Source organism: Nitrospirota bacterium (assembly GCA_040755395.1).
Taxonomy (GTDB): domain Bacteria; phylum Nitrospirota; class Nitrospiria; order Nitrospirales; family Nitrospiraceae; genus DATLZU01.
Genome location: JBFMAX010000016.1, coordinates 23,843 through 46,116, shown reverse-complemented (window position 1 = coordinate 46,116; position 22,274 = coordinate 23,843). Strand labels below are relative to the sequence as shown.

18 protein-coding genes, 1 tRNA gene and 1 pseudogene are annotated in these 22,274 nt (G+C 61.8%); 12 read left to right on the top strand and 8 right to left on the bottom strand.

Annotation, left to right across the window (positions count from 1 at the left end; genetic code table 11):
* Positions 1 to 91 precede the first annotated feature (91 nt).
* From AB1555_17730 to folB, 3 genes are all read right to left on the bottom strand, one after another.
* Positions 92 to 517: a hypothetical protein gene (locus AB1555_17730; protein MEW6248526.1), complete on the bottom strand. Its 426-nt coding sequence runs from the start codon at positions 515 to 517 to the stop codon at positions 92 to 94.
* A 105-nt stretch (positions 518 to 622) separates the two neighbouring features.
* Positions 623 to 1,468 (bottom strand): PHP domain-containing protein, encoded by an 846-nt coding sequence (locus tag AB1555_17725; protein ID MEW6248525.1) that lies wholly within the window; start codon positions 1,466 to 1,468, stop codon positions 623 to 625.
* Positions 1,455 to 2,396 carry a dihydroneopterin aldolase gene (gene folB, locus AB1555_17720; protein MEW6248524.1) on the bottom strand — a complete coding sequence of 314 codons (942 nt, stop codon included), beginning with the start codon at positions 2,394 to 2,396 and terminating at the stop codon, positions 1,455 to 1,457. The genes AB1555_17725 and folB overlap by 14 nt, the downstream gene beginning before the upstream one ends.
* Positions 2,397 to 2,537: 141 nt before the next feature.
* On the opposite strand from folB, the gene moaC reads away from it, so the two are divergent.
* From moaC to AB1555_17695, 5 genes and pseudogenes are all read left to right on the top strand, one after another.
* The gene (moaC, locus tag AB1555_17715) at positions 2,538 to 3,029 is read left to right on the top strand and encodes a cyclic pyranopterin monophosphate synthase MoaC (protein ID MEW6248523.1); all 492 of its coding nucleotides are present in this window, start codon (positions 2,538 to 2,540) and stop codon (positions 3,027 to 3,029) included.
* A 10-nt stretch (positions 3,030 to 3,039) separates the two neighbouring features.
* The gene (locus AB1555_17710; protein ID MEW6248522.1) at positions 3,040 to 3,840 is read left to right on the top strand and encodes a molybdenum cofactor biosynthesis protein MoaE; all 801 of its coding nucleotides are present in this window, start codon (positions 3,040 to 3,042) and stop codon (positions 3,838 to 3,840) included.
* Positions 3,841 to 3,900: 60 nt separating this feature from the next.
* Entirely contained in the window at positions 3,901 to 4,953 is a 1,053-nt protein-coding gene (gene moaA, locus AB1555_17705; GenBank protein MEW6248521.1) for a GTP 3',8-cyclase MoaA, read from the top strand.
* A gap of 68 nt (positions 4,954 to 5,021) precedes the next feature.
* Positions 5,022 to 5,729, top strand: a complete 708-nt coding sequence (locus tag AB1555_17700) for an urease accessory protein (protein ID MEW6248520.1) — start codon at positions 5,022 to 5,024, stop codon at positions 5,727 to 5,729.
* Positions 5,730 to 5,867: 138 nt separating this feature from the next.
* A pseudogene (locus AB1555_17695) lies at positions 5,868 to 6,353 on the top strand (MBL fold metallo-hydrolase).
* On the opposite strand, the gene AB1555_17690 reads toward AB1555_17695, so the two are convergent.
* Positions 6,316 to 6,412: transfer RNA gene (locus AB1555_17690), tRNA-OTHER, on the bottom strand. The pseudogene AB1555_17695 and the gene AB1555_17690 overlap by 38 nt on opposite strands.
* 61 nt (positions 6,413 to 6,473) lie before the next feature.
* Between AB1555_17690 and AB1555_17685 the strand changes: the two genes are divergently transcribed.
* The 7 genes from AB1555_17685 (at position 6,474) to recN (ending at position 14,181) form a co-directional block, all read left to right on the top strand.
* Positions 6,474 to 6,665: a hypothetical protein gene (locus AB1555_17685; GenBank protein ID MEW6248519.1), complete on the top strand. Its 192-nt coding sequence runs from the start codon at positions 6,474 to 6,476 to the stop codon at positions 6,663 to 6,665.
* 13 nt (positions 6,666 to 6,678) lie between these two features.
* Complete coding sequence (gene accD / locus AB1555_17680; GenBank protein MEW6248518.1) at positions 6,679 to 7,515, top strand: acetyl-CoA carboxylase, carboxyltransferase subunit beta; 837 nt, start codon at positions 6,679 to 6,681, stop codon at positions 7,513 to 7,515.
* 31 nt (positions 7,516 to 7,546) lie between these two features.
* Positions 7,547 to 8,842, top strand: coding sequence for a folylpolyglutamate synthase/dihydrofolate synthase family protein (locus AB1555_17675; protein MEW6248517.1), 1,296 nt, complete (start codon positions 7,547 to 7,549; stop codon positions 8,840 to 8,842).
* Positions 8,843 to 8,903: 61 nt separating this feature from the next.
* The gene (gene lptD, locus AB1555_17670; GenBank protein MEW6248516.1) at positions 8,904 to 11,300 is read left to right on the top strand and encodes an LPS assembly protein LptD; all 2,397 of its coding nucleotides are present in this window, start codon (positions 8,904 to 8,906) and stop codon (positions 11,298 to 11,300) included.
* Positions 11,301 to 11,383: 83 nt separating this feature from the next.
* Positions 11,384 to 11,938, top strand: a complete 555-nt coding sequence (locus AB1555_17665) for a hypothetical protein (GenBank protein ID MEW6248515.1) — start codon at positions 11,384 to 11,386, stop codon at positions 11,936 to 11,938.
* A 170-nt stretch (positions 11,939 to 12,108) separates the two neighbouring features.
* Positions 12,109 to 12,456 (top strand): thioredoxin, encoded by a 348-nt coding sequence (gene trxA / locus AB1555_17660; GenBank protein MEW6248514.1) that lies wholly within the window; start codon positions 12,109 to 12,111, stop codon positions 12,454 to 12,456.
* Between the two features lie 24 nt (positions 12,457 to 12,480).
* Positions 12,481 to 14,181, top strand: coding sequence for a DNA repair protein RecN (gene recN, locus AB1555_17655; GenBank protein MEW6248513.1), 1,701 nt, complete (start codon positions 12,481 to 12,483; stop codon positions 14,179 to 14,181).
* Here recN and AB1555_17650 read toward each other — a convergent pair.
* From AB1555_17650 to AB1555_17635, 4 genes are all read right to left on the bottom strand, one after another.
* Positions 14,178 to 15,317 (bottom strand): HD domain-containing phosphohydrolase, encoded by a 1,140-nt coding sequence (locus tag AB1555_17650; GenBank protein MEW6248512.1) that lies wholly within the window; start codon positions 15,315 to 15,317, stop codon positions 14,178 to 14,180. The genes recN and AB1555_17650 overlap by 4 nt on opposite strands.
* A gap of 200 nt (positions 15,318 to 15,517) precedes the next feature.
* Positions 15,518 to 16,930 carry a sigma-54 dependent transcriptional regulator gene (locus tag AB1555_17645; protein MEW6248511.1) on the bottom strand — a complete coding sequence of 471 codons (1,413 nt, stop codon included), beginning with the start codon at positions 16,928 to 16,930 and terminating at the stop codon, positions 15,518 to 15,520.
* Entirely contained in the window at positions 16,927 to 18,219 is a 1,293-nt protein-coding gene (locus AB1555_17640; protein MEW6248510.1) for an ATP-binding protein, read from the bottom strand. Before AB1555_17640 ends, AB1555_17645 begins: the two co-directional genes overlap by 4 nt.
* A 140-nt stretch (positions 18,220 to 18,359) precedes the next feature.
* Positions 18,360 to 22,013: a PilZ domain-containing protein gene (locus AB1555_17635; protein ID MEW6248509.1), complete on the bottom strand. Its 3,654-nt coding sequence runs from the start codon at positions 22,011 to 22,013 to the stop codon at positions 18,360 to 18,362.
* Positions 22,014 to 22,274: the final 261 nt, after the last annotated feature.

Here is a 22,274-nt window from a genome sequence, read left to right as displayed (position 1 = left end):
AGCGGGCAGCGGGCGGCAGAGGTCGACGCTGCGTCGCCTCGACTGACTGTTAGCCGGACACTCCTCGCTCTTTTCTCAATCGCCGAGTCCGTTACCGTCCAGGTTGTCCACTGCCGCCCCCGCCGAACGATCCAAAACCTGAACTCGGTGGGAACGGCGCAACCGGCGCGACCGACTCGCGGGGCATCAGCGTGCCGTGCGGATTGAACGGCAGGATCGGCGCGGGCGTGAGGTTATTGGGCGGAGGCGGCGCGCCGAAATTGTAGATGGTCCCGGACCTGGTCTCTCCGCCGGGACTCGTGAATTGATACGTAGAGACCCCGCCGAAATCGTAGACCGTCCCCCGCGTGCCGTGACTGTCCTGATACAACTTGATCCCGCCGAGGTCATAGACGGTACCGGTCGTGCCGTCGCTGCCTTGAATGATCGTCATGTCGCCGGCCTGGACGGGGACGGTGGCGAGCAGGACCCAGAGAATGAGTCCGGCGGTCCGGGTGAGCTGCAGGTGTCTGTTCATGGCCGCTTCTCCTTGAAAAAGGGTACGAGCGACGGGAGCCCCGCCGTCTTGATGTATCATACTAAACGGAGGACCGGACCGGAGCGGCGTCAGCGGGCGCGGGCGCTACGCGAAAGCGGCTTTCTTAAGCGGACCGAGTAACTTCTCCGGCACCTTGAGCCCACCGCGGCCGACCCCGACGTCGATATCGGGCTTTGTCACGCCGTGAAAGTCACTGCCGCCGGTGACGAGCAGATCGAGGCGTTTGGCGATGTTGAGGTACTCGGCCGTCTGTTGCGCGGTGTGCGTACTGTAGTAGACTTCGATCCCTCCGAGCCCCTCGCCCTTCAGCTTGTCGCAGAGCCTGAACAGTCCTTCCGCCGACTCCTTGACCCAGGTCGGGTGCGCTAACACCGCCACGCCGCGCGCGGCTCTGATCCAGGCGATGGCTTCGGCCGGAGCGGGCAGATCGCGCGGCACATAGGCGGCCGCGCCTTCGGACAGATAACGGTCGAACGCCTCTTTGGCCGAGGCGACGTACCCTTTGCTCATGAGCACGCGGGCGATGTGCGGGCGGCCGACCGACTCGGTTCCCGCGAGGGCTCTGACCTCGTCATAGGTGACCGCGAGGCCGAGTTCGTTGAGCTTCTCGATGATGCGCGGGTTCCGGTCGTGGCGGCTGTTCCGCAGATTGGCCAGGCGGCGGTTCAACTCGGCGTCTTTCCAATCGATAAAGTAGCCGAGGATGTGCAATTCGCCGTCGCCGTAACGGGAGCTGATCTCGACGCCCGGGATGACCTCGATGCCGACGCGCTCACCGGCGTCCGTCGCTTCCGGAATCCCGTTCACGATGTCATGATCGGTGATCGCCAGCGCGGTCACGCCGGTTTTCCCGGCGAGCGCCAGCACGTCGGCCGGCGGCAAGCTGCCGTCCGAATGAGTCGTGTGGAGATGAAGGTCAATACGGCTCATGCGCCCCCTTGCCCGTCTTCTGCGCCACGAGTTGGGCGGTGAACGCGGCGTCCGCGCCGTGCCCGCCTTCGTGTTCGCCCTCGTCGTAGTACAGCACGCGCAGACGCGAGGTGAGGCGCAGCAGCTCGTTGTGCGCCAGGCAAAATTCCCAGCGCCGCGGGTGCCGATGGCGAAGGTAGTTGTCGATCAAAAAGGTCTCGTACACGAGCACGCCGTTCGGTTTCAGCGCGTCGAGCAAGGCGGGAAAGAGTGACCGATAGAGATAGAAGAAAACCACGATCACGTCGTACTCTCCCTTCGGAAATTCGGGCGTCCGGTCGTCCTTTTCCAGATCGACCGTTCGGACGGTCAGGTTCCGGAGGTTCCGCTGCCGAGCGGTCGCCGCGAGTGCGGCCAACGCCTGCTCGTCCCGGTCGATGGCCTCCACGTGGAATCCGTGCGAGGCCAGGAACAGGGCGTTCCGGCCGCGTCCGGCCGCCACATCGAGCGCCTTTCCTTTCGGCAATCGGTGAAGCTGCTGGACCAAGAACCTGGCCGGCGGCGGATCGGCCGCATGAAGCTGCTGAGCCGTTCGGCTCCGCTCTAAACGGATCCCGACCGACTCAGTGGAGAGTTTGAGCGGCGGAGCCAGCTTGCGGATCCAGATCCGGACACGCTCGGCGGGAAATTCCGCGAACAACATGCCGACGAGCCGTTCGGCCAGCGTCTCGAGGAGGCAGGAATCCTGACTCGTTCCGACCTCGACGATCCGTTCCGCGACCTGGGCATAGTCCACGGTATGGTCGATGTTGTCGGTGGCCGCCGCCGCTTCCGTCTGGTAATCCAGCTCCACATCGACGGCGATCGGCTGAGGCGTTTGCCGCTCCTCCGGGATGACTCCGCAATGTCCTTGAAATTCCAGGCGTTCGATGACGATACGACCAGCCATGCGAGCCATTCTCGTTGATCATTCAGAAAGGTGTCAAGCAACGGACTAGATACCCATCCGGATATCTTCGCGCTTGACTCCTCTTTTCAGCGGCTCCTATAATTCTCCACGCACTCGCAACGTCCTGATTCACCGAGGAAAATGGCTGAGTTTACGCACTTTAACGAGGCGGGACGAGCGCGGATGGTCGATGTGACCGGCAAGGATTCGACCGAACGGGTCGCCTCGGCGCAAGCGAAGGTCTGCCTCAAACCTGAGACGCTCGAAAAGATTCAGCGGGGCAAGATCGCCAAAGGAGACGTGCTGGCTGTGGCGCAGGTCGCCGGGGTCATGGGCGCCAAACGGACTCCCGATCTGATCCCCATGTGCCATCCGCTTCTGCTGACCAGCGTGGACATCTCGTTCAAGGAAGATCCGCAACCCGATCGGGACGGCCGGTGCGCGATCACGATCACCGCGACCGTCAAGACGACCGGTCAAACCGGAGTGGAGATGGAGGCGATGACCGCCGTCTCGGTGGCGGCGTTGACCATTTATGATATGTGCAAGGCCGTGGATCGCGGCATGAGTTTCAGCGATATCTGCCTGCTGTCGAAGGCCGGCGGGAAGTCGGGCGCGTATAGAAGGGAATGATGAATGAGGAATGTGGAATGAGGAATTCGATAAGCGATCAGGCCAGGTGGGAATTCCTCATCCCAATTCCTCATTCCCCAGTATCGGTTCGATGATCGTCGTCAAACTGTTCGGCATGACGAAGTCGCTCGCGAATAACCAAGGCGAGCTGTCGGTGGCGCCGGCGTCCGGCCGGCGGGTCAAGGATTTGATCGGGGCGCTGGACGCGCAGTATCCCCGGATCGGCGAGTTGATCCACAAAAAGAAAGTCTTGGTGTCAGTGAACCAAACCATCGCAAGCGAGGACACCGAAATCAACGAAGGCGACGAGGTGGCGTTGTTGCCGCCTTTCGCAGGTGGGGCACCCATGACACACGAGAGCGGAAACGGGTCGCCGCGCGGAGACGATGCCATGTTCGTCCGCGTGCAGCGCGACAATTTTTCAGTCGACGAAGAGATCGCCCGGGTGCGCAGCCGATCCACGCGTATCGGCGGCATCGCGATCTTTCTCGGCACCGCCCGAGATCGATCGAAAGGGCGGGATGTAAGCGGCATCACCTTCGAATACTACGAAGGGATGGCCCAGAAGAAGCTGCGCGAGATCCGCGAGCGGGCGCTCAAGGAGTTCGATGTCATCGACGTGCTCATTTTGCATCGGTACGGCGACATCGGAATCGGCGAGAACATCGTGCTGATCGTGGTCGGCGCCGAGCATCGCGCGGAGGCGTTCCGCGCCTGCAAGTGGGCGATCGACGAACTGAAACAGATCACCCCGATTTGGAAACTCGAACATACGCCGGAAGGCGAGGTCTGGGTCGAAGAGCATCCTTAGGACGTGAAGCGTGAGGCGGAAGGCGAACGAACAGCGAATCACGGACGACCACCACAACGCATGTCCGCTCATACTCCCATGACGGTCGGCGATGTCTTCGGCAGGCCGCTGAAGAGCCTGCGTCTTTCGGTCACCGACCGGTGCAACCTCCGCTGCAAATACTGCATGCCGGAGGAGGACTACACCTGGTTGCCCCGCGAAACCATCCTGAGTTTCGAGGAACTCTACGCGCTCACCGATGTGTTCACGGAACTCGGCGTGGACAAGGTACGGTTGACGGGGGGCGAGCCCCTGCTCCGGAAGGATCTGCCGATCTTCGTCCGGATGCTGACGCAGAACCGGCGTATCAAGGACATCGCGCTGACGACGAACGGCGTGCTGATGGCCGATCAGGCGGAAGCGCTGTACTATGCCGGCTTGCATCGCGTCACGGTCAGTCTGGATACGCTGCGTCCCGATCGGTTCCGCGCCTTGACCCGGCGAGACACCCACCGGCAAGTGCTGGAAGGGATCGATGCGGTGGTGCGGACCGGGTTCCAGAATCTGAAACTGGACACGGTGGCGATCAAGGGGTACAACGACGACGAGTTGGCGGACCTCATCGAGTACGGCAAACACGTCGGCGCTGAAGTCCGTTTCATCGAATACATGGATGTCGGGGGCGCGACCGACTGGTCCATGGAAAAGGTCCTCTCCCGCGCCGAAATCCTCGACCGGCTGACCCGCCGATACGGTCCCATCGAGCCCGTGATCGAGGAAAGCTCCGCGCCGGCCCAGCGCTTCACCCTGCCTGACGGCACGACGTTCGGGATCATCGCGTCGACGACCACGCCCTTCTGCGCGACCTGCGACCGGAGCCGGGTGACCGCGGACGGCCTGTGGTATCTCTGTCTGTATGCGAAGGACGGGATCGATCTGCGCGCCCCCCTCCGCGCCGGCGCCTCGCGGGATGATCTGATAGCGCTCATTCGCTCCGGCTGGCGGCATCGCAAGGATCGAGGCGCTGAGGAGCGCAAGGCCCTGGAGCAATTCGGGCTTCGGGAGGAGCGGTTGATCGAGATCGAGCGGCTTCGCGAGGACCCCCATCTTGAGATGCATGCCCGAGGGGGTTGACCCTGGTCCGCCCCGTTCCATTGACCGGACGGCGCCGTTCAGCCGCTTCCATACAATTCCTTTCCTTCATGCTGGACACCCAACTCCTCACAATTCTGGGTCTCGGCTTCGTGCTGGGGCTTCGCCATGCGCTGGATGCCGACCATCTGGCGGCCGTCTCCACCGTGTTGGCTCAGCGGCCGACTTTTAAGGCTTCCGGACTGATCGGATTCTGGTGGGGTCTGGGACATACCGTGACGCTGCTCGTGGTGGGCTGCGTCGTCATGGCGATGAATGTGACGATTTCCAGTCGCTTGGCGGAAGCCTGTGAGTTCGGAGTCGGAGCAATGCTGGTGGCACTTGGGGTATCGCTGGCGCTCAAGATGTTCCGTGAAGGGTGGCACCTGCACACCCACGAGCACGACGGCGAACGACACCTTCACTTCCACAGTCATCGATTCGGCGCCGATCACATTCACGCACACTGGCTGAAACATTCGCTTCAGCCGTTGCTGATCGGTATGGCCCACGGCCTGGCCGGCTCCGCCGCGCTCCTTCTGGCGGTGCTCGCCGCCGTACGCACCGTGGGCGAAGGAATGGCTTACATTCTCGTGTTCGGCGCCGGGTCCATTTTCGGGATGATGCTGGTGGGACTCGCGCTCAGCGTTCCTGTCGTCTGGTCGCTGTCCTTCGGTCGCCGGGCTTATTGGGCGGTGCAGGGACTTGCCAGCCTGGGGAGCATCGGTTTGGGAGTCGCCATGATGGTTCGTATCGGACTCGGCGGAGGGTCGTTGTAACGAAGCCGTAATCCAGCCCGGAGGCCCATCCGGCTCACCACAGCTTTCTTCGTGCGAAGTCGGAAAGGGTGTGATAATCTTCGACCCTGTGCGTGCGATGACGGGAGGAGGCCGCCAACGCGATGATCGGTCGACGGGGTGCCGCTCGTGAAGATCCGAGTGCTGGGGTGTCACGGTTCTGACCAGCTCTTGGATGGGGCGCGCGGACCGCTGCAGTGCGGGACCTGCGGGTTTCTAGTCAATGGAACCGTACTGGTCGACGCGGGCACCATCGGCTCGCAGCTCCGGTTGGTCGAGCAGAAGCAGATTCGTCACGTCCTGCTGTCTCATCTCCATTTCGACCATATCAAAGGATTGCCGACGCTCGCCGACAATTTGGTCGGCGAATCGGACGGTCCGGTAGGTGTCGCCGGCATCCCCGAAGTGCTCAAAGGGCTGGAAGCCCACATCTTCAACGGCGAGGTCTATCCCGACTTCTTCCGGTTGCCCGACCCTGAACGGCCGGTCTTCGTCTCGTGCCCGCTCACGGCCGGCAAGGAAGCCCGGCTGTCTGGTTTGACCGTGATTCCTGTTCCGGTGAACCATCTGGTGCCGACGGTCGGATTCGTGCTGACCGACGGCGAGACGACGGTGCTCTATAGCGGCGATACGTACCGGACGGACCAGCTTTGGCGTACGGCGGCGGGCTTTCCGACTCTGAAAGCGGCCTTCATCGAGACCTCTTTCCCGAACGAGATGGAGGAATTGGCCAGACTCACCAAGCATCTCACGCCTGCACTTCTGGCGGAGGAATTCCGTAAGATCGGCCGTTCGGATCTTGCGCTGTACGTGTACCACATGAAACCCCGGTTCAGGGATCGGATCATCCACGAACTCGGCGATCTGAATCTGCCGAATCTGACTGTCTTGGAAGAAGGGCAGGAGATCGTCGTCTAAGAGGTCAAGAGCCATGGCGTGGTTTAAAAAACAGAAATCGGCCGATACCGAAGGGCCGCGACGGGCGAAGGTCGCGGAGGGCATGTGGCTGAAGTGCAATCACTGCCGAGAAATCGTCTATCGCAAAGAAGTCGAACGCAACAACAAGGTCTGCCCCAAGTGCGATTACCATTTTCCCATTTCCGTCATGGAGCGTATCTCCCTCCTGGTGGACCTGGGGACATTCAAAGAGTGGGACGCGGAACTGGAGCCGCAGGATCCATTGGGGTTTCACGATACCCGCTCATACCGTGAACGGGTGAAGGCTCAGCAGGAAAAAACGGGCCGCAAGGACGCGATCGTGATCGGAGAAGGCTCGATCAACGGTAAGCGGGTGGCCCTGTGCGTCTTCGATTTCGGGTTTATGGGCGGCAGCATGGGCTCCGTGGTCGGGGAGAAGATTTGTCGCGCGGTCGATCGGGCGCTGGCCGCCCGCCTGTCGGTGATTATGGTCACGACGTCGGGCGGCGCGCGGATGCAGGAGGGCATTCTCTCGCTGATGCAGATGGCGAAAACCTCGGCGGCGATCGCGAAACTCGGCGAAGCCAAACTGCCGTTTATTTCGGTGCTGGCCGATCCGACGTTCGGCGGCGTGACGGCCAGCGTGGCGATGTTGGGCGATGTGATCATCGCGGAGCCGAAAGCTCTGATCGGGTTCGCCGGCCCTCGCGTCATCGAACAGACGATCAAACAGCAGTTGCCCGACCAGTTCCAGCGGGCCGAGTTCCTGTTGGAGCACGGCATGGTGGATATGATCGTCGAGCGCAAGCAACTGAAAGAAACGCTGAGCACGCTGGTGGCCCACTTTTAGCTTCGCACCCGCCCGCACCGAGCCGATCGCGATGTCCTACGAATCCGTTGTCGAGTTTCTCTACGGCCTCCAGAAGCACGGGATCAAACTTGGGCTGGAGAACATGCGTCTGTTGGCGGCCCGCTTGGGTGAGCCGCAGCGGCGGTACCGTACGCTGCATATCGGAGGGACCAACGGCAAGGGTTCGACCGCGGCCGTCGCCGCAGCGATCCTGCAGGCGGCGGGGTACCGCGTCGGCCTCTACACGTCGCCCCATCTGGTCGATTTTCGCGAACGCATCCGCGTCAACGGCGAGCTGATCGGAGAAGCGCAGGTGGCGGAGTTGACCGAGCGCATCCGCGAACTCGTCCAAGCCGATTGCTCCCCGACCTTCTTCGAGTTCACCACCGCGATGGCATTTCAACACTTCGCCGATGCCGAGGTGGACGTGGCCGTGCTGGAAGTGGGTATGGGAGGCCGGTACGACGCCACCAATATCGTCGAGCCGCTGGTCACGGTCATCACCACGGTCGCGCTGGATCACGAAGAGTACCTCGGCCGTACGGTGGACGCGATCGCGTCGGAAAAGGCCGGCATCGTCAAGCCGGGCGTCCCGCTGATCGTCGGTTCGGTGCCCGCGGAGGCCTTCACGGTCATCGAGGCCGTTGCGTCGCAACACCGGGCTTCCATTGCACGGCTGAATCGTGATTTTAAGGTCGAAGGAGAGAACCCGGCGAGCTTTCGGTACGAAGGGGTGGCGTCCCGCTATGATCAGCTTTCCTGCCCGCTGGAAGGACGTCATCAACTGGACAACGCCGCTTGCGCGCTGGCGATGATTGAAGCGGCCGGCGTCCGCGGATTGCCGGTTTCGGAGCCGGAGATTCGTGCCGGTCTCAGGTCCGTGCGATGGGAGGGGCGGTTGGAGGTGATCGAGCGGGAGCCGACCGTCTTGGTGGACGGCGCGCATAACCCGTCGGCGGCCGAGGCGGTTGCCGAGTACTTGAGCCGGTATCGCCGCCAGTATCCGGGTTCGCGGGTGATCCTGGTGCTCGGCATGATGCGGGACAAAGATCACCGCGGCTTTCTAGCCAGGCTGCTTCCGGTTGTGGACGAGGTCGTGTTGACCCAAGCGGACATCGCCCGAGCGGCCCGCGCCGAGGATCTCCGTCTCTCGCTTGCCGACCTGATTCCCTCCGCCCATGCGGTTCCGCAGGCCGCCGACGCGCTGGCGCTGGCCAAGCGCTTGGCCGCTCCGTCCGATCTGATCTGCGTCACCGGTTCCCTGATGCTGGTGGGCGATATCAAGGCCCTCTTGCGCGGCTGTTGGCTCTCGCCTCTCCGGGGTTGAGATGGGTCGACGGCCCGGGTCGGTCAGCGGGTGGGCGTGCTGTGCGCTGACAGGGGTTCTGATGGGTTGGGTTTCGCTCGCGTGGGGTGCGGGCGGACCGGCCAAACCGGCGACCGCAACCGCGACTCCCGCCGCCGCACAACCGATCGAGATCACCGCCAACCGTATCGACTATCTGAAAGAGCTGGAAACGTACGAAGCCGACGGGTCCGTAGTCATTGTCCAAGGCGCAGTCCGCCTGACGGCCGATCATGTGACCGTCAGAATGCTGCCTGGCATCCTGATCGCGACAGGCCATGCGCATTTGTCCGATCCGAAGGCGGACGTATGGGCCGAGCGGCTGGAGCTGAACGTCAATACCGAGGCGGGAGTCGTCATCAACGGTCAGGTTTATCTGCGGCCGACCAATACGTTCGTGACGGGTCGTCTGCTCCAGCGCTTCTCGGAAGATCATTATCGAGCCAAAAATGGATCGTTCACCAACTGCGATGCCATGGAGGGAGCGGTTCCCGCCTGGCGTTTCACGTTCGATGATGTCGACGTCAACGCCGGGGAAAGCGTGGCACTCAAAGGCGCGTGGCTGTGCGTCAATGACGTGCCGGTCGTGCCGATCCCGACCCTCACATACCCGCTCAGCACCCGCAAGAGCGGGTTTCTGATCCCCAATGTCGGATACGACAATCGCTTCGGAGCGAGCCTCCGGCAGAGCTACTTTTGGGCCATCAACCCCAGCCAAGACTTGACCCTCTCGCCGCAGTACTACAGCGATCTCGGATATGGCGGCGACCTCGAATATCGGTACGTGCTGGATCGCAAATCGCGGGGCCAGTGGCTGATCAGTGCGCTGCAACAGCAGACGTTGCCCAACGTCGCCGGGGTCAGTCCGGTGGGGGCGGACGTCAAGCGAACACGGGCGTTGATCAGCGGGACTCACGTCCAGCAGGTCAATCCCGACCTGCTCATTCGCGCCCAGGCGTTTCTCGTAACGGACCCCGATTATCTGCAACAACTCAGCAATTCCGGCGCCCAACGGGCGTTGCCCAGCGGGGAATCCAATCTGCTCGGCAGTCAGCGTGTGCCCTACGGCAATCTCTATCTGCTCGGCCAATACCTCCAGCCTCTGCAATCGGGCGGCAGCGACACCTTCCAGCGGCTTCCGGAGTTCGGCTACACGGCGTCCAACTTTTCGCCGTTCGGCGGTCCGGTGCTCCTCGGGATGGACACGAACTTCGTGAACTTCTATCGCGACCAGGGCTTCACACAGAATCGTGTGGATATCATGCCCAGCTTGTCCACGGAGACGCTCGGCATCGGCCATGTCATCGGCCTGAAGCCGCGACTCAAAGTGCGGGAGGTCTATTACACGCGCGGCGTACGCACGGAAGAATCGGTGCATCGCGAGACGTTGTGGGCTGCACTGGAGGCGACCTCCAAGCTGGCGCGCCGGTTCCGGACGAGCGACGGTGGAGCATTCCTGCACACGATCGAACCCGGCGTGATCTATGAATACGTGCCGCCGACCGATCAATCGCGGATTACGCAGATCGATCAGGTGGACGATTTGCCGAAGAAAAGCCTGCTGACCTATTCGCTGCGGAGCCGGCTCCTCGAGCATGAGGCACGAGGGGGTAGTTTCAACTGGTTGGACTTGACGCTGGCGCAAAGCTACCGCGTCGGCGCCGTCCAGACTCGGGCCAGGGATTTTACGCCCGGCGTGTTGCCGGAGTTCGGGTCCGTGACCCAGCCGCTTGTGCCGGCCACGGTGGCGATCGACGGAAAGAAGTTTTCCGATGTGTGGCTGAGAGCGGTGATCGGAAACACGACTCCCCAGGTCGTGCCTGCGTCCGGGCAGGCGTTCGCCAAAGGCGGGTCCGCCGGGATCGAACAGCTTCCGGCATTGAACACGTACCTCGTGGTTGACGCCTTCTTCGATCCGTACCGTGGAACCATGAGCCAGTGGAACACGGATCTCCGCTTCCAGCGGCAGAACCTGTGGTATGTGGAAATCGGGCAGCGTCATACCCGTGACGGTAACCGCGTGCGGCGCGGAGACATCTGGAATCCGATCTCGTTCAACGAAGTGTTTGCGCCGACGCCGGAGATTCAGTTCGTGACTGCAGGAGGCGCGTTCCGGACACCGTGGGGGTGGACCGTCGGAGCTAAGGGGTACTATGACGTCAAGAACGGTCGGAGCCCGGAGTACGACGTGGTCGCTCTGTATCAGAATCCGTGCAAGTGCTGGTCGCTGGGGTTGTACTATCTGCAATTCCCCGACCGGGCGCAGTACAATTTCATGTTGAGTCTGACCGGCGTGGGTTGGACCGAAAACTTCGGTACCGCGGTCTTGCGCACGATCCTCAGCCCACTGTTGATGGGCGAACGCGGCCTGCCTTGGGCTTCCCCCGGCGGTCCCTATGGCCGGCCGCAGCCGGCACCGTCGGTGCCGGGCGGAGCTTAGTCTTGAAGACACGGGACCGTTGCGTTCCCATCGGGTTCGGTCGATTCGGCTTGTATCGCATGGCTTCGACCTGGAGGTGTCTCATGCAGAGGATGATTCGTCCAGACTCGTCTCTGATCCGGTTCGGCCTGACAACTCTGGCGGCGGCTGCGCTGCAGATAGCCGGAATCCAGGCCGATCCTGCATATGGAGCGTCAGACCCGTCGGCCGGTTACCTGCATCGCGCAAAGGTGTTTCTCGCTGCGGGCGACTATAAACGGGCGATCGAGGCCTGCCAGCGGGAGGTCGATGCGCATCCTTCGGCGGAGAGCTACGTCTATCTGACGTACGTGTACCATGCGCTGGACGGGTATCTGGATCATCTCGCCAAGACCGATCGGTGGGTGGCGGTCGAGCATCTTTTCCTCAATCTGGCGACCGGCCGGCCGGAAGATCTGGTCGATCCGCCGGACGTGTTGGCCAGGATCGCCAAAGAAATCATTCAGAGCGCAGTGCAGCGTCAATCGGACATCAGCGCGGCGATGGCGACCAGGTTGGACAAAGCGGTCACCGAGCGTCTGTGGAAGCAGCAGACGGCGTGGCGGGCGGCCAGACCCGATGATTGGTGGTTCGGTGTGCCGGATGGATGGGGATGGTGACGGCTGACACAACGTGCGTGTTGTGAAACAGGCCAAGGTGTCTCCTTGCCGGCAAGAGATTCCGCGCTGGCGTTGACAGTCCAAAGAAGCGTGGTATACGATGCGCGGGCACGTTTTCGTGACCCGTTCGACATGTTAACGTTTGTGCTGAACGCGAAGGAGGAGCATCCGTGGGTGGTGATGTCTTGAAAGTCGATGATGCGACATGGGAGACCGAGGTCATCAAGGCGCCGGAGTTGGTCATGGTGGATTTTTGGGCGGTGTGGTGCGGTCCTTGTCAGATGGTCGCGCCCATCGTCGACGAACTGGCCAAGGAATATGCCGGCAAGCTCAAAGTCAGAAAACTGAACACCGACGAAAATCCTGAGATCGCAGGACGCTATCAAATCATGAGCATTCCGACCATTCTGTTTTTCAAGAACGGGCAGCCGGTCGAGAAACTCGTCGGAGCGAGACCCAAGCGGCAGTTCAAGGAAGTGATCGATTCGTTGCTCGCCCAACATTCGGGCACAGCGTAAGGGCTCCGTCCATGTCCCGCAGCCATGCTCACCGAGCTGCGCATCTCCAATTTTGCGGTCGTTGAGCAGCTCGATCTCCAGTTCGCCGAGGGTTTTACGGTCCTCACCGGCGAGACGGGCGCGGGAAAATCCATCCTCATCGACGCGATCGGCTTGTTGATCGGGGGGCGCGCGTCCGCCGATCAGATACGGGCCGGGGCTGAAGACGCCCACATCGAGGCGGCGTTTCGCCTTGATCCGACTTCTCCCGTCTTGAAAATGTTCCGTGACGCCGGCGTGCTGGGCTCCCAGGAGACCGAGTTGATTGTCCGGCGCATCCTCTCGCGTTCCGGCCGAAACCGCGCGTACCTCAACGGCAGCCTGACCCCTCTCCATCTCCTCGAATCGCTCGCCGGTACGGTTATCGACATTCACGGCCAACATGACCAGCAGTCGCTCTTGTCCGCACAGGCGCAACTGGACACGCTCGATGCGTTCGGCCGTCTCGGAGGGCTGCGCGACGAGTATACGGCGGTCTACGAGCGGTGGCTGGCGAACCGACGAACGCTTGAGGAAGCCGATCGTCTGTCGACGGAACGGGTCCAGCGGGAAGACTTCCTCCGGTTTCAGTCTCGGGAAATCGAAGAGGCGGCGATTCAACCGGGGGAAGAAGAACGTTTGCAGGCCGAGCGCCGACGATTGGTGCATGCGCGGCGCCTCGCAGAACTGACGCAGACGGCCTATGAGCTGCTGTACGCCGGGGACCAAGCTGTGCTCAACCATCTCTCGACGGTCGAGAAATGCCTCCGACAACTTCACGAGATCGACCATGAGACTGCTGCGTGGGCTGCGGCGTGCGGTCAAACCGCCTTGCAACTGAGAGACCTCGCGGCGTCCCTTCGCGAATATCAGGACCGATTGGAGCAGGACCCCGATCAGTTGGAGCGAGTCGAAGAACGGCTGGACCGTCTGCAGCGGCTGAAGAAAAAATACGGCGGGAGCGTTGAAGGCGTGCTGGCCTACGCCGCTCAACTGAGGCGACAGCTCGAAGAACTCGGCGGCTCTCAGGTTCGCGTCGCCGAGTTGCGGGCGTCGATCGAAGAAGACGTCCGCCGCCTCGACGCGCTCGCGTCACAGCTTTCCAAGGGCCGCGCGAGGGCGGCGAAACGCATGCAGGAACGGGTATCGGAAGAACTGGCCGCTTTGCGCATGGATCAAACTCGGTTCGAGATTCGGGTCAGGATCGGCGCCGGCGATGAGGCGTTCTCGCCGACGGGGCGCGATGGTGTCGAGTATCTGTTGTCGGCGAATCGCGGCGAGCCGCTTCAGCCGCTCACCCGCGTCGCTTCGGGCGGGGAATTGTCGCGGGTGATGCTCGCAATCAAGACGGTCCTGGCGGAAACGGACCGGGTGCCTGTGCTCATCTTCGATGAAATCGATTCCGGGATCGGCGGAGCGGTGGCGGCCGTGATGGGACAGCGGTTGCGGGCGCTGGGCGCCTATCATCAAGTGCTGTGCGTCACTCATCTGCCTCAAGTCGCCTCGCAGGCCGAGCACCATCTGTTGGTGGAAAAGAGCGTGAAGCAAAACCGGACGAGCACTTCGGTGAAGAAGCTTGATCAGCACGCCAGACAGGACGAGGTGGCCAGGATGCTCGGCGGTCTTACCATCACGAAGAAGGTGCGGGAGACGGCGGCCGAAATGATCGACAGCGTGAAAGAAACGAGAGAAACCGGTCCGAGCTAGGGTTCCGGTGTCGCGGTGGGCATGGCCGCGATGGCGAGGGCGGGAAGCGAGGCTTTGCATTCGTTGACGACTCGGACGAACACTTCCGTCAGGATCGGATCGAAGCGAGTCTCCGCTTCCAGCGAGATCCGGCGGATAGCCTCCTCGATGGACGCGGTCGGCCGCGCAGGCGATTCGGCTGTGAGATGGTCGAACGTTTGGGCGATCGCGACGATCCGAGCGAGAAGAGGGATTCCTTCGCCTTGGAGACCATGAGGATAGCCGGAACCGTCATACCGTTCGTGATGATAGGCGATGATCTGGGTGACTTCCGCTGAAAAACCGAGCGGCAGCATCATGCGCGCCCCGATCTCGGGGTGGCGTTTGAGGCTCTCAGCTTCGCCGGGGCCGCTATGGCCGAATGTGTATGGATCAAGGGCGATTCTCCCGATATCGTGTAAAAACGCTCCCAGCGCCAGGGATTTCTGCTCCGCCACGGTGAGGTTGAGACGGTTGGCCAACAGCGTCGAATAGAAGCTGACCCGGCTGCAGTGGTTCAGCAATTGCCGGTCTTTGGCCTCCAGCAGATCAGAAAGCAAGGGCAGCAGTTCGGCCGGGTCATTTGTCGTCGGTCCTTCCCGCGGTGACTTCCCACCGGCGAAGTATTGGCGTTTCAGGTCAACCCAGGTATTGTCGCAGTCCTGCTCGGTCCCCCAGGCCGTTCCGGCGTTCTTGAGGAAACGACGCAGAAAGTCGAGCCGCTGTTTCTTCTCCAAGGTTTGATTGATCAGCGTGATCAATTCGGTCACGTTAAACGGCTTCAGCAGATAACCGGCCGCGCCATGGCGTATGCCCTCCATCGCCGATTTCAGGCTTCCGTAGCCGGTGATGATGATGACCTCCACATCAGCATGCTCGTGTTTGATGTCTTGGAGCAGGTCGATGCCTTGGCGATCAGGCAACTTCTGGTCAAGCGTGATCAGATCGATGTGGTGTTCTTTGAGCACACGCAGCGCCGCGTGCGCGTTTTCGGCGGCATGGATCTCAAAAAAGGGACGGAGGATGACTCTCAGCGCATCGCGGGGACCGGCCTCGTCGTCCACGACGAGAATCGAGGGTTTAGGGGGAGGGGACGTTGAGCCAGGTGACGTGTTCATCGGTCTACAGTTCGTCGATCTGCTCAGAAACGAAGCAATTTATATGCCTTATCAAAGGCTTGTGAGGGGCACCGCAAGGTGCAGTGGGGATGAACACGACGCATCTATATGTAGTCGGAAGGTGGCTGTCAGGCTCTCTCTACAAGTCACTATCTAGGTGAAGATCGCGCGAGAATCGCTCACAACTGTCCGTCACTGTGTCATTCTTGCACTAACTGCACGGGCTCGCTGCCCGTCGAACTGTCCGGTCTGCTGATCCCTAAAGTATCCATCCGGTATTTCAGCATGCGTCGGCTGATGCCCAACAGATTGGCGGCGTGCGTCTGCACGTAGTTGGTGCGCTTGAGGGCGTCCAAAATGATCTCTCGCTCGAACTCCATCACGGCTTTTTCGAGAGACAGGCGGCCGGCCAAGGTGTCTTCGCGCAACGACGACGAGCGGCTGTCGCTCCGCAGCGAGTTGGGCAGGTGTTCCGGAAGGATCGTGGCGCCTTGCGACCACAGCAGCGCCTGTTCGACGACGTTTTCCAGCTCGCGGACGTTGCCCGGCCAGGGATATCGAGACAAAAGCTCGATGGCTTCTTTGGAGAACTCCTGGTGGGGTCGCTTCTCCTCTTCGATTCGCTTGTCCAGGAAATGCTTGGCAAGAAGCGGGATATCCTCTCCGCGTTCCCGCAGCGGGGGCAGATACAGCGAAATGACGTTGATGCGGTAATACAGATCTTCGCGAAACGTGCCGCGGCGGACCAGATCGTCCAGATTTTTATTGGTGGCCGCGATGATGCGCACATCCACCTTGATGGGTTGGATGCCGCCGATGCGGGTGAACTCTCGTTCCTGCAGCACACGCAGGAGTTTGGCCTGGGTCATGGGACTCAGGTCGCCGATCTCATCGAGAAACAGGCTGCCGCTGTTCGCCAACTCGAATTGGCCGACGCGGCGGGCGGTCGCGTCGGTGAACGAGCCTTTCTCGTGGCCGAACAGCTCGCTCTCGATCAGCGTTTCCGGGAGGGCGGCGCAGTTCAGCGCGATGAACGGCCGGTCGCGGCGTGAGCTGTTGTAATGGAGCGCCCGCGCCACCAGTTCTTTGCCCGTCCCGCTCTCGCCCGTGATCAATACCGTAGTGCGGCTGTCCGCCACCTGTTCGATCTTGGCGTAGATCTCCTGCATGGCGGGGCTTTTCCCGATGAGGTTGTGGAATGCGTACCGGTTCACTACCTGGGCGCGGAGGTAGCGGACTTCTCGTTCAAGGTCGTGCGACTCGAGCGTGCGGGCGACGACGATGCGAAGTTCCTCGACGTCGAACGGTTTCGAGAGGTAATCCGCTGCGCCGAGCTTCATCGCGTCCACGGCGGTCTTCACCGATTTGGTCCCGGTCAGCATGATGACGGGGATCGAGCGGTCCTCCGCCCGCATGGCCTGCAGCACAGTCAGCCCGTCGGTTCCCGGCATGATCACGTCCAGGAGTACCAGATTGGGCGATTCGCGCCGGAACAGATCCAGTCCTTCCTGAGCGTCCGCCGCCGTGATGACGTCATAGGTGGGTTCCAGGACCATCTTCAGCGAAGCCCGAACCCGCGGTTCGTCGTCGATCAGCAAAACCCGTTTCTTCATGTGTCTCCAGACGTATGGCCGGCGTGAGGACGAATGGCCGCGGGCATGTTCACGTAAAACGTCGTGCCGACCCCCTCTTTGCTCGAGACTTGGATGTTCCCATGGTGCTCTTGGATAATCTGATGCGCGATCGTCAGCCCCAAGCCGGTCCCTTCGTGCTCGCCGCTGTGGTGCTTCGTGGTAAAGAAGGGATCAAAGATGTGTTCCAGGTTGCTCTCCGGAATTCCGGGCCCCGTGTCCTCGACCTCGATCTGCACCCAGACCTCTCCGGAAGGTTTGATGAGCCGATGCGTGCGCACCTTCAAAGAGCCGCCGCATTCGCTCATCGCGTCCATCGCGTTGAGCAGGAGATTCAAAATGACTTGCTTGATCTGTTGGCGGTCCAGCATGACCCGGGGAAGGTCCGAGGCCAGCTCTCTTTCGATCGTGATGCCGCAGCTGTCCGCTTTCACCTCGACGAAGTACAAACAGGAGGAGACGATTTCATTGAGGTCTTCCTCCGTCAGCTTGGGTTCCATGTAACGGGCGTAATCCAGGATTTCTTGGATTAACCGCTCGATGCGATGGACGTCGTCGATGACTACCTTGCTGAATTCGCTGATGAATTCCGGGTCGTCTTTGCGCTCAGGCGCGAGCTGAATGAAGGTCTTGATCGAAGTCAAGGGGTTTCGGATCTCATGGGCGAATCCTCCGGCGATGGTCTCCAGCGAACGGAGGCGATCGGTGCGTCGCATCAAGGTTTGAGACCGCCGCAGATCCTCGTACAGCAGGGCATTGTCCAGCGCGTTTGCGGCGGTCTGCGCGAGGGCCATGAGCAGGTCCGCCTGATCCACAATCGCAAAGTCGTTGTCCGGGCCTCTCCCCATGAGACAAAAAGCGATCAGACGGTTTTTGGTGATCAGCGGAACGCAGACGTCCGCGCGCCAACTTTCCAGAGTCGCCAGCACACCGGGACCGAGTGTCCCCCCGCGCTTTTCCGCGTCGACGCCCGCGCGCACTACGGGCGATTGGTGGCGGGACAGAAACGCAGGGATCTGATGGTGCGCGGGGATACCCGAAGGGAGCGCGGTGTCAGGGGCGAATCCGCGGGAACAGGCCAGATGGTAGACGTCCTTCTCCTTGTCGAGCAGAAACAGCGCCGCATGCGGAACTTGGAGCAATTGGGACAGTCCCGTCAAAATCCGCTCGCCGAGAACGCTCAGTTCGGCGATCGTTCCCATGTCCCTGCTGAAATCCGTGATGATTTTCAAAGCGTCAGGCGTCGGAACGACCTGAGTCTTCCGTGTCATACTATCTTTCAGACTCAACCTGTAGTCGCGGCTTTCCAAGACAGGCGAATCGCTGTGTAACGCGCCGTCGGGGTGTTAGAACGTGTTCAATCAGAAGCGGGAAGTCAATTGCGGCAGAAGTATACACCCGGTGTAAGAATTCAGCCAGAGGAATTCGGCTTTTCAACCAGCCCGATGCATGCGTTGCCGGCGAAGGCGGTGTAGATGCGCGGGCGGACGGCGCCGCTCAATCTGAGCAAGCGGGCCAAGTCGTTCGGATCGAAGCTGTGGATTCGGCCTTCCCGGAGCGCCTGTCGCAGGCGGCCGAGATAGCGCAGCAATTCTCGGTCCTGTGAGTGTCCCCGGTACATCATGGAGAGGTCGGTATCCGGTGTCCAGGTCGTGATCAGCAATGTTCCGCGGGGCGCCAACACGCGCAACAGCTCGCAGAGTGTGTAGAGCGGGTTCTGTACGTAACCAAGCGCGAAGAGACAGACCACCCGGCTGAATCGGCCGTCCTGAAAAGGCAAGGGGCTGTTCCAGTCCGCGCACAACCAGGAGGTCTGTAAAGGGGGGGCGGGTGCCAGCGCGCCGGCGAATTTGGCGTTCAGGTCGGCCAGCGTCTCGTTTGCGGTCAGACCGGCCCGCGTGACGAAGTCGGCCTGGCTGTCCAAGCCGACGTACCGCACGGCTCGGGTGAGCGTCTTGGGTTTGTGTTGCGAGCGATAGGCCTGGTTGATCAAGAGCAAGCGGGCGAAATCGCCATGTCCGCACCCGACCTCTAAAATCGGCTCGCGGTCCTCGAATTCCCCGAGCAAGCGGTGGAGATGATCCAACAGACGCCAGTGCTCGGGGTGTTGTTCGTGCTGTCGGACGTGCTGCACGTGGGCTCGCCACAAAGCCAGCGCGTCCGCCGTGGACATGTCATAGTGAAGCTTGAGCCGCTCCTGTTCGATACGGCGCTGAAAATCGGTCTCCCGCTCGACCGGTTCAAGAACGGTCCGCAGGGTGTCCCGATAGCGGAGCTTCTTACGGCACTGCGTGACCAGTTCGCGGAAAAGCGGAAGGGACGGGCCCTCGGCTCTGCGAGCCGGGAGGAAGACCTCCGGTTTCAGGCGGATCACCTCTCCGCGCGCGCCCAGCGCCGCAAGTACGCGCTGAAACGAATCCCGGCGGATCCCATCCTGTGTTGTGTCCGAAGGTTCGCTGATGTGTGGCGTCAGGAATAGGACCGTGGCGCGGACCCGCTCGGCGTCCTGAACGGCCGAAGCGACGTCCACAAAGCTTCCCGTGACCGCATCCTGGAGCCAATGGTCCGTGTTGACGTTGAGCCCCCAAATGGGTTCGAGCCCTCGCCGTTCCCCTTGCAGATAGGCCTCGACCAGATCCTGTCGATGCTCAACGGCGATAGCATGCCTGACGTCCAAGACTCCGTTCAGCATAATCAACAGGGCGATCCGGTGGTCGCGCGCGGCGACTTTCAGCGCGGCGCGACCGTCGAGATCCGGGGCGATCACGGCGATCGGCGCGGCCGGCCAGGTCTGTGCGGCGAAATCCAATACGCCCAGCAGATCCAATTGCATGTCGGTGAGCGTCGTGTGCTCCAAAATGCCGTCGCTTTCGCCGATGTGGTTGGAGTGATCGAAGCGCAGCGTCTGAAACCCGTTGCCGGCCAAGTACTGGGCGAGGACCAGGTGGTCCGTTTTCGTCCGGCCGTAGCCCGGCGCAATGATGACCAGAGGCGTGCCGGGGCCGAGCGGGTCGCGTGGCAGGTCATGATAGAGGGCGAGACGCCGTCCCCGTGCGTTCCGGCACTCGCGCAGGGTATGCACGACCTTCGTTCGCTCCAAGCCGTCTTCGATTTGCAGGGGAGAGGTGAGCAGGCGGGCGATCAGACGGTTGATCTCCCGCTCCGTCCGTTCCTCTAGTGAACGGAAGCGGAGTCCCACGCGCAGGGCGCTCTCGGAAGGGCCGGGCCATAAGTCCTTCGGTGCGCTCGGATCCGGGGCCGTCCAGATGACGTCTCCGGTCACGACGGATTCGGCACCCGGAGACGGCGTGGACGGTGTCGCGAGAGACAGACGGAGCGTCAAGCGAGGCGCCAACATATCGGGGCGCGCGTTGACTTGGAGACACGCGCCCCCACGACTGACGTTCACGGTCAAGCCGATGTGCCGACCGCGGCCGGACGACGGCTCGGAAGGTTCGACGCGGACGGGCAGCGTCAGTTTCGCCCGGATTTCGAGCCGCCGGTCGGCGAACGAACTTTCGATGCTCTCGAAAGGCCGCTGTAAGCCGGTCTGGCGATCCGGGGGATAGGCAAGGGGAACGAGCCCTTCGATCGAGAGCGGAAAGGCTTGCTCGCGAACCGCATCCAGCAGCGAAGCCAGGACCTGACTTTCTGTGTCGCCGAGGGAGGAAAATTCGACGGCAAGTGCAGTGGACCACGGAGCCGCTGTGGCGCGCAAGGCGTCGACTCCGCCTCGTTCTCGGACCGTGCCATGGAGCTCTAACGTTCCGCCCGCGCTTCTGAGGGTCAGGTAGATGGGCTGGCCGTCGACGGCGGGGAGGCGATCTGCAAACGTCAGATAGGCGCCGCCGAGACTCATGTTGAGCGCGGTGCCGTTCCAGGTGGATCCCTCGACGGTCAGGCTGGACTCGATATGCGTCGATACACGCGGCCAGCGCCGACGTTCGGCTGCGGCGACGGTCGGCCGTTGTTCTGCCGGCGGCTCGACTCGTGGCGGCACGGCTTCCTTCCGCTCCCGCTCCGTTTCGGGCGGGAGGGGGACGGCCGCCGCGAGTTCTTCCCTGACCTGTGCGGCCTGAGAGGCGTGAGCCGCTATGGCTTCCAACTGACGTTCGAGCTGGAGCGCCCGGATCGCGCTCAACAACTGTTGGGAATTCGTCTGGAGGGCCGTGAGCGGATCGTGAAGATCGCGGGAGGCCTTGATGAGCAGCCGACCGATCTCCAGCAGTCGGTCCGTTTGTCGTAGTTGGCTCTGGAGGCGATGGACCGTCTCTTCCTGCTGCCGGCGCCCGGTTACATCCCGCAAGATGCCGAGCGTTCCCATGAAGCGGCGCTGGGAGTCGTATAAGCCCTTGGCGTGGAGTTCGACCTCCACGCCGTGTTCATCACGGCCCGTTCCGGCTTTGGGCAAAAGGCGTAAGAGAACTTGCCTGCTGGATCGGGCTCCGCTGCGGCGCTCGTTGAAACGATGTTCGGCCGCCTGCCGCTGGTCTGGATGAACGATCTTCGTAAAGTGTGCGCCGGCCAATTCTTCGGGCGCGTATCCCAAGAGTGACGACACATGGGAGCTGACGTACACGAACCGCCCTTCGGAGTCCAATTCGTACACCGTGTCGGGCGACGTTTCGACGAGACGGAGGTAACGTTCGTGGGTCAGATCGAGCTTCGCGCTCAACTCACGTTTTTTCACCGCTTCCCCGGTAACGATGATGAGTTCGGTGAGAAAGGCCGGAGAGTTCTTGAAGAGATAGAAGTCCGCACCGCCGCGGATGACTTGAAGGAACGTGTCGGAGTCGGTGTGTTCGCTCTGAACGATGATGGCGGCCTGCGGCGCGCGCCTCCGCAACTCCGGCAGAATCGTGATCCCGCTCCTGGGGGACAGGTTCTCTTCCACCAAAATGACGTGCCAGCTTTGCTTGGAGGCCCATTCGACCGCCTCGTCTGAGGAATAGACCGCTTCCACCCGGCAGCCCGGGTAGAAGCCGCGCATGCTGATCGTGACAAGCTTGATCTCTTCCGCGTGCTCGTTCGCGACCAGCATCGTGAGGGGTTCTTGCTCTGGCATTCGGTCTGTCCTGCGGAGCCGAATGTGGCCCCGTCTCCGTGCGGTATCTTTTACAGGCCGGCGTCGACAACGTCAGCTGCCCACGCCCGATTGCTCTCTCACCCCCGCCGCTTGGCCGTGACTGCTCATGAGCGTTTCCGTCGCTCCGGCCCATGGCTTGCCGGCCCTCCGGCCGAAGCAACGGCTGTCATGCGACGACCCGCCATGAATAACGGGCGCGAGAGGTCTTGAATATCATAGTTGGGCCGCGACAACCCAGTC

Bases quoted from the DNA above. Each gene is read 5' to 3' on its own strand.
- AB1555_17640 (MEW6248510.1), bottom strand. From the start codon at position 18,219: ATGACACGGAAGACTCAGGTCGTTCCGACGCCTGACGCTTTGAAAATC.
- AB1555_17645 (MEW6248511.1), bottom strand. From the start codon at position 16,930: ATGAAGAAACGGGTTTTGCTGATCGACGACGAACCGCGGGTTCGGGCT.
- AB1555_17725 (MEW6248525.1), bottom strand. From the start codon at position 1,468: ATGAGCCGTATTGACCTTCATCTCCACACGACTCATTCGGACGGCAGC.
- recN (MEW6248513.1), top strand. From the start codon at position 12,481: ATGCTCACCGAGCTGCGCATCTCCAATTTTGCGGTCGTTGAGCAGCTC.
- lptD (MEW6248516.1), top strand. From the start codon at position 8,904: ATGGGTTGGGTTTCGCTCGCGTGGGGTGCGGGCGGACCGGCCAAACCG.
- accD (MEW6248518.1), top strand. From the start codon at position 6,679: ATGGCGTGGTTTAAAAAACAGAAATCGGCCGATACCGAAGGGCCGCGA.
- AB1555_17650 (MEW6248512.1), bottom strand. From the start codon at position 15,317: ATGAACACGTCACCTGGCTCAACGTCCCCTCCCCCTAAACCCTCGATT.
- moaC (MEW6248523.1), top strand. From the start codon at position 2,538: ATGGCTGAGTTTACGCACTTTAACGAGGCGGGACGAGCGCGGATGGTC.
- folB (MEW6248524.1), bottom strand. From the start codon at position 2,396: ATGGCTGGTCGTATCGTCATCGAACGCCTGGAATTTCAAGGACATTGC.
- moaA (MEW6248521.1), top strand. From the start codon at position 3,901: ATGTCCGCTCATACTCCCATGACGGTCGGCGATGTCTTCGGCAGGCCG.
- AB1555_17675 (MEW6248517.1), top strand. From the start codon at position 7,547: ATGTCCTACGAATCCGTTGTCGAGTTTCTCTACGGCCTCCAGAAGCAC.
- AB1555_17635 (MEW6248509.1), bottom strand. From the start codon at position 22,013: ATGCCAGAGCAAGAACCCCTCACGATGCTGGTCGCGAACGAGCACGCG.
- AB1555_17700 (MEW6248520.1), top strand. From the start codon at position 5,022: ATGCTGGACACCCAACTCCTCACAATTCTGGGTCTCGGCTTCGTGCTG.
- AB1555_17710 (MEW6248522.1), top strand. From the start codon at position 3,040: ATGTGGAATGAGGAATTCGATAAGCGATCAGGCCAGGTGGGAATTCCT.
- AB1555_17730 (MEW6248526.1), bottom strand. From the start codon at position 517: ATGAACAGACACCTGCAGCTCACCCGGACCGCCGGACTCATTCTCTGG.
- AB1555_17665 (MEW6248515.1), top strand. From the start codon at position 11,384: ATGCAGAGGATGATTCGTCCAGACTCGTCTCTGATCCGGTTCGGCCTG.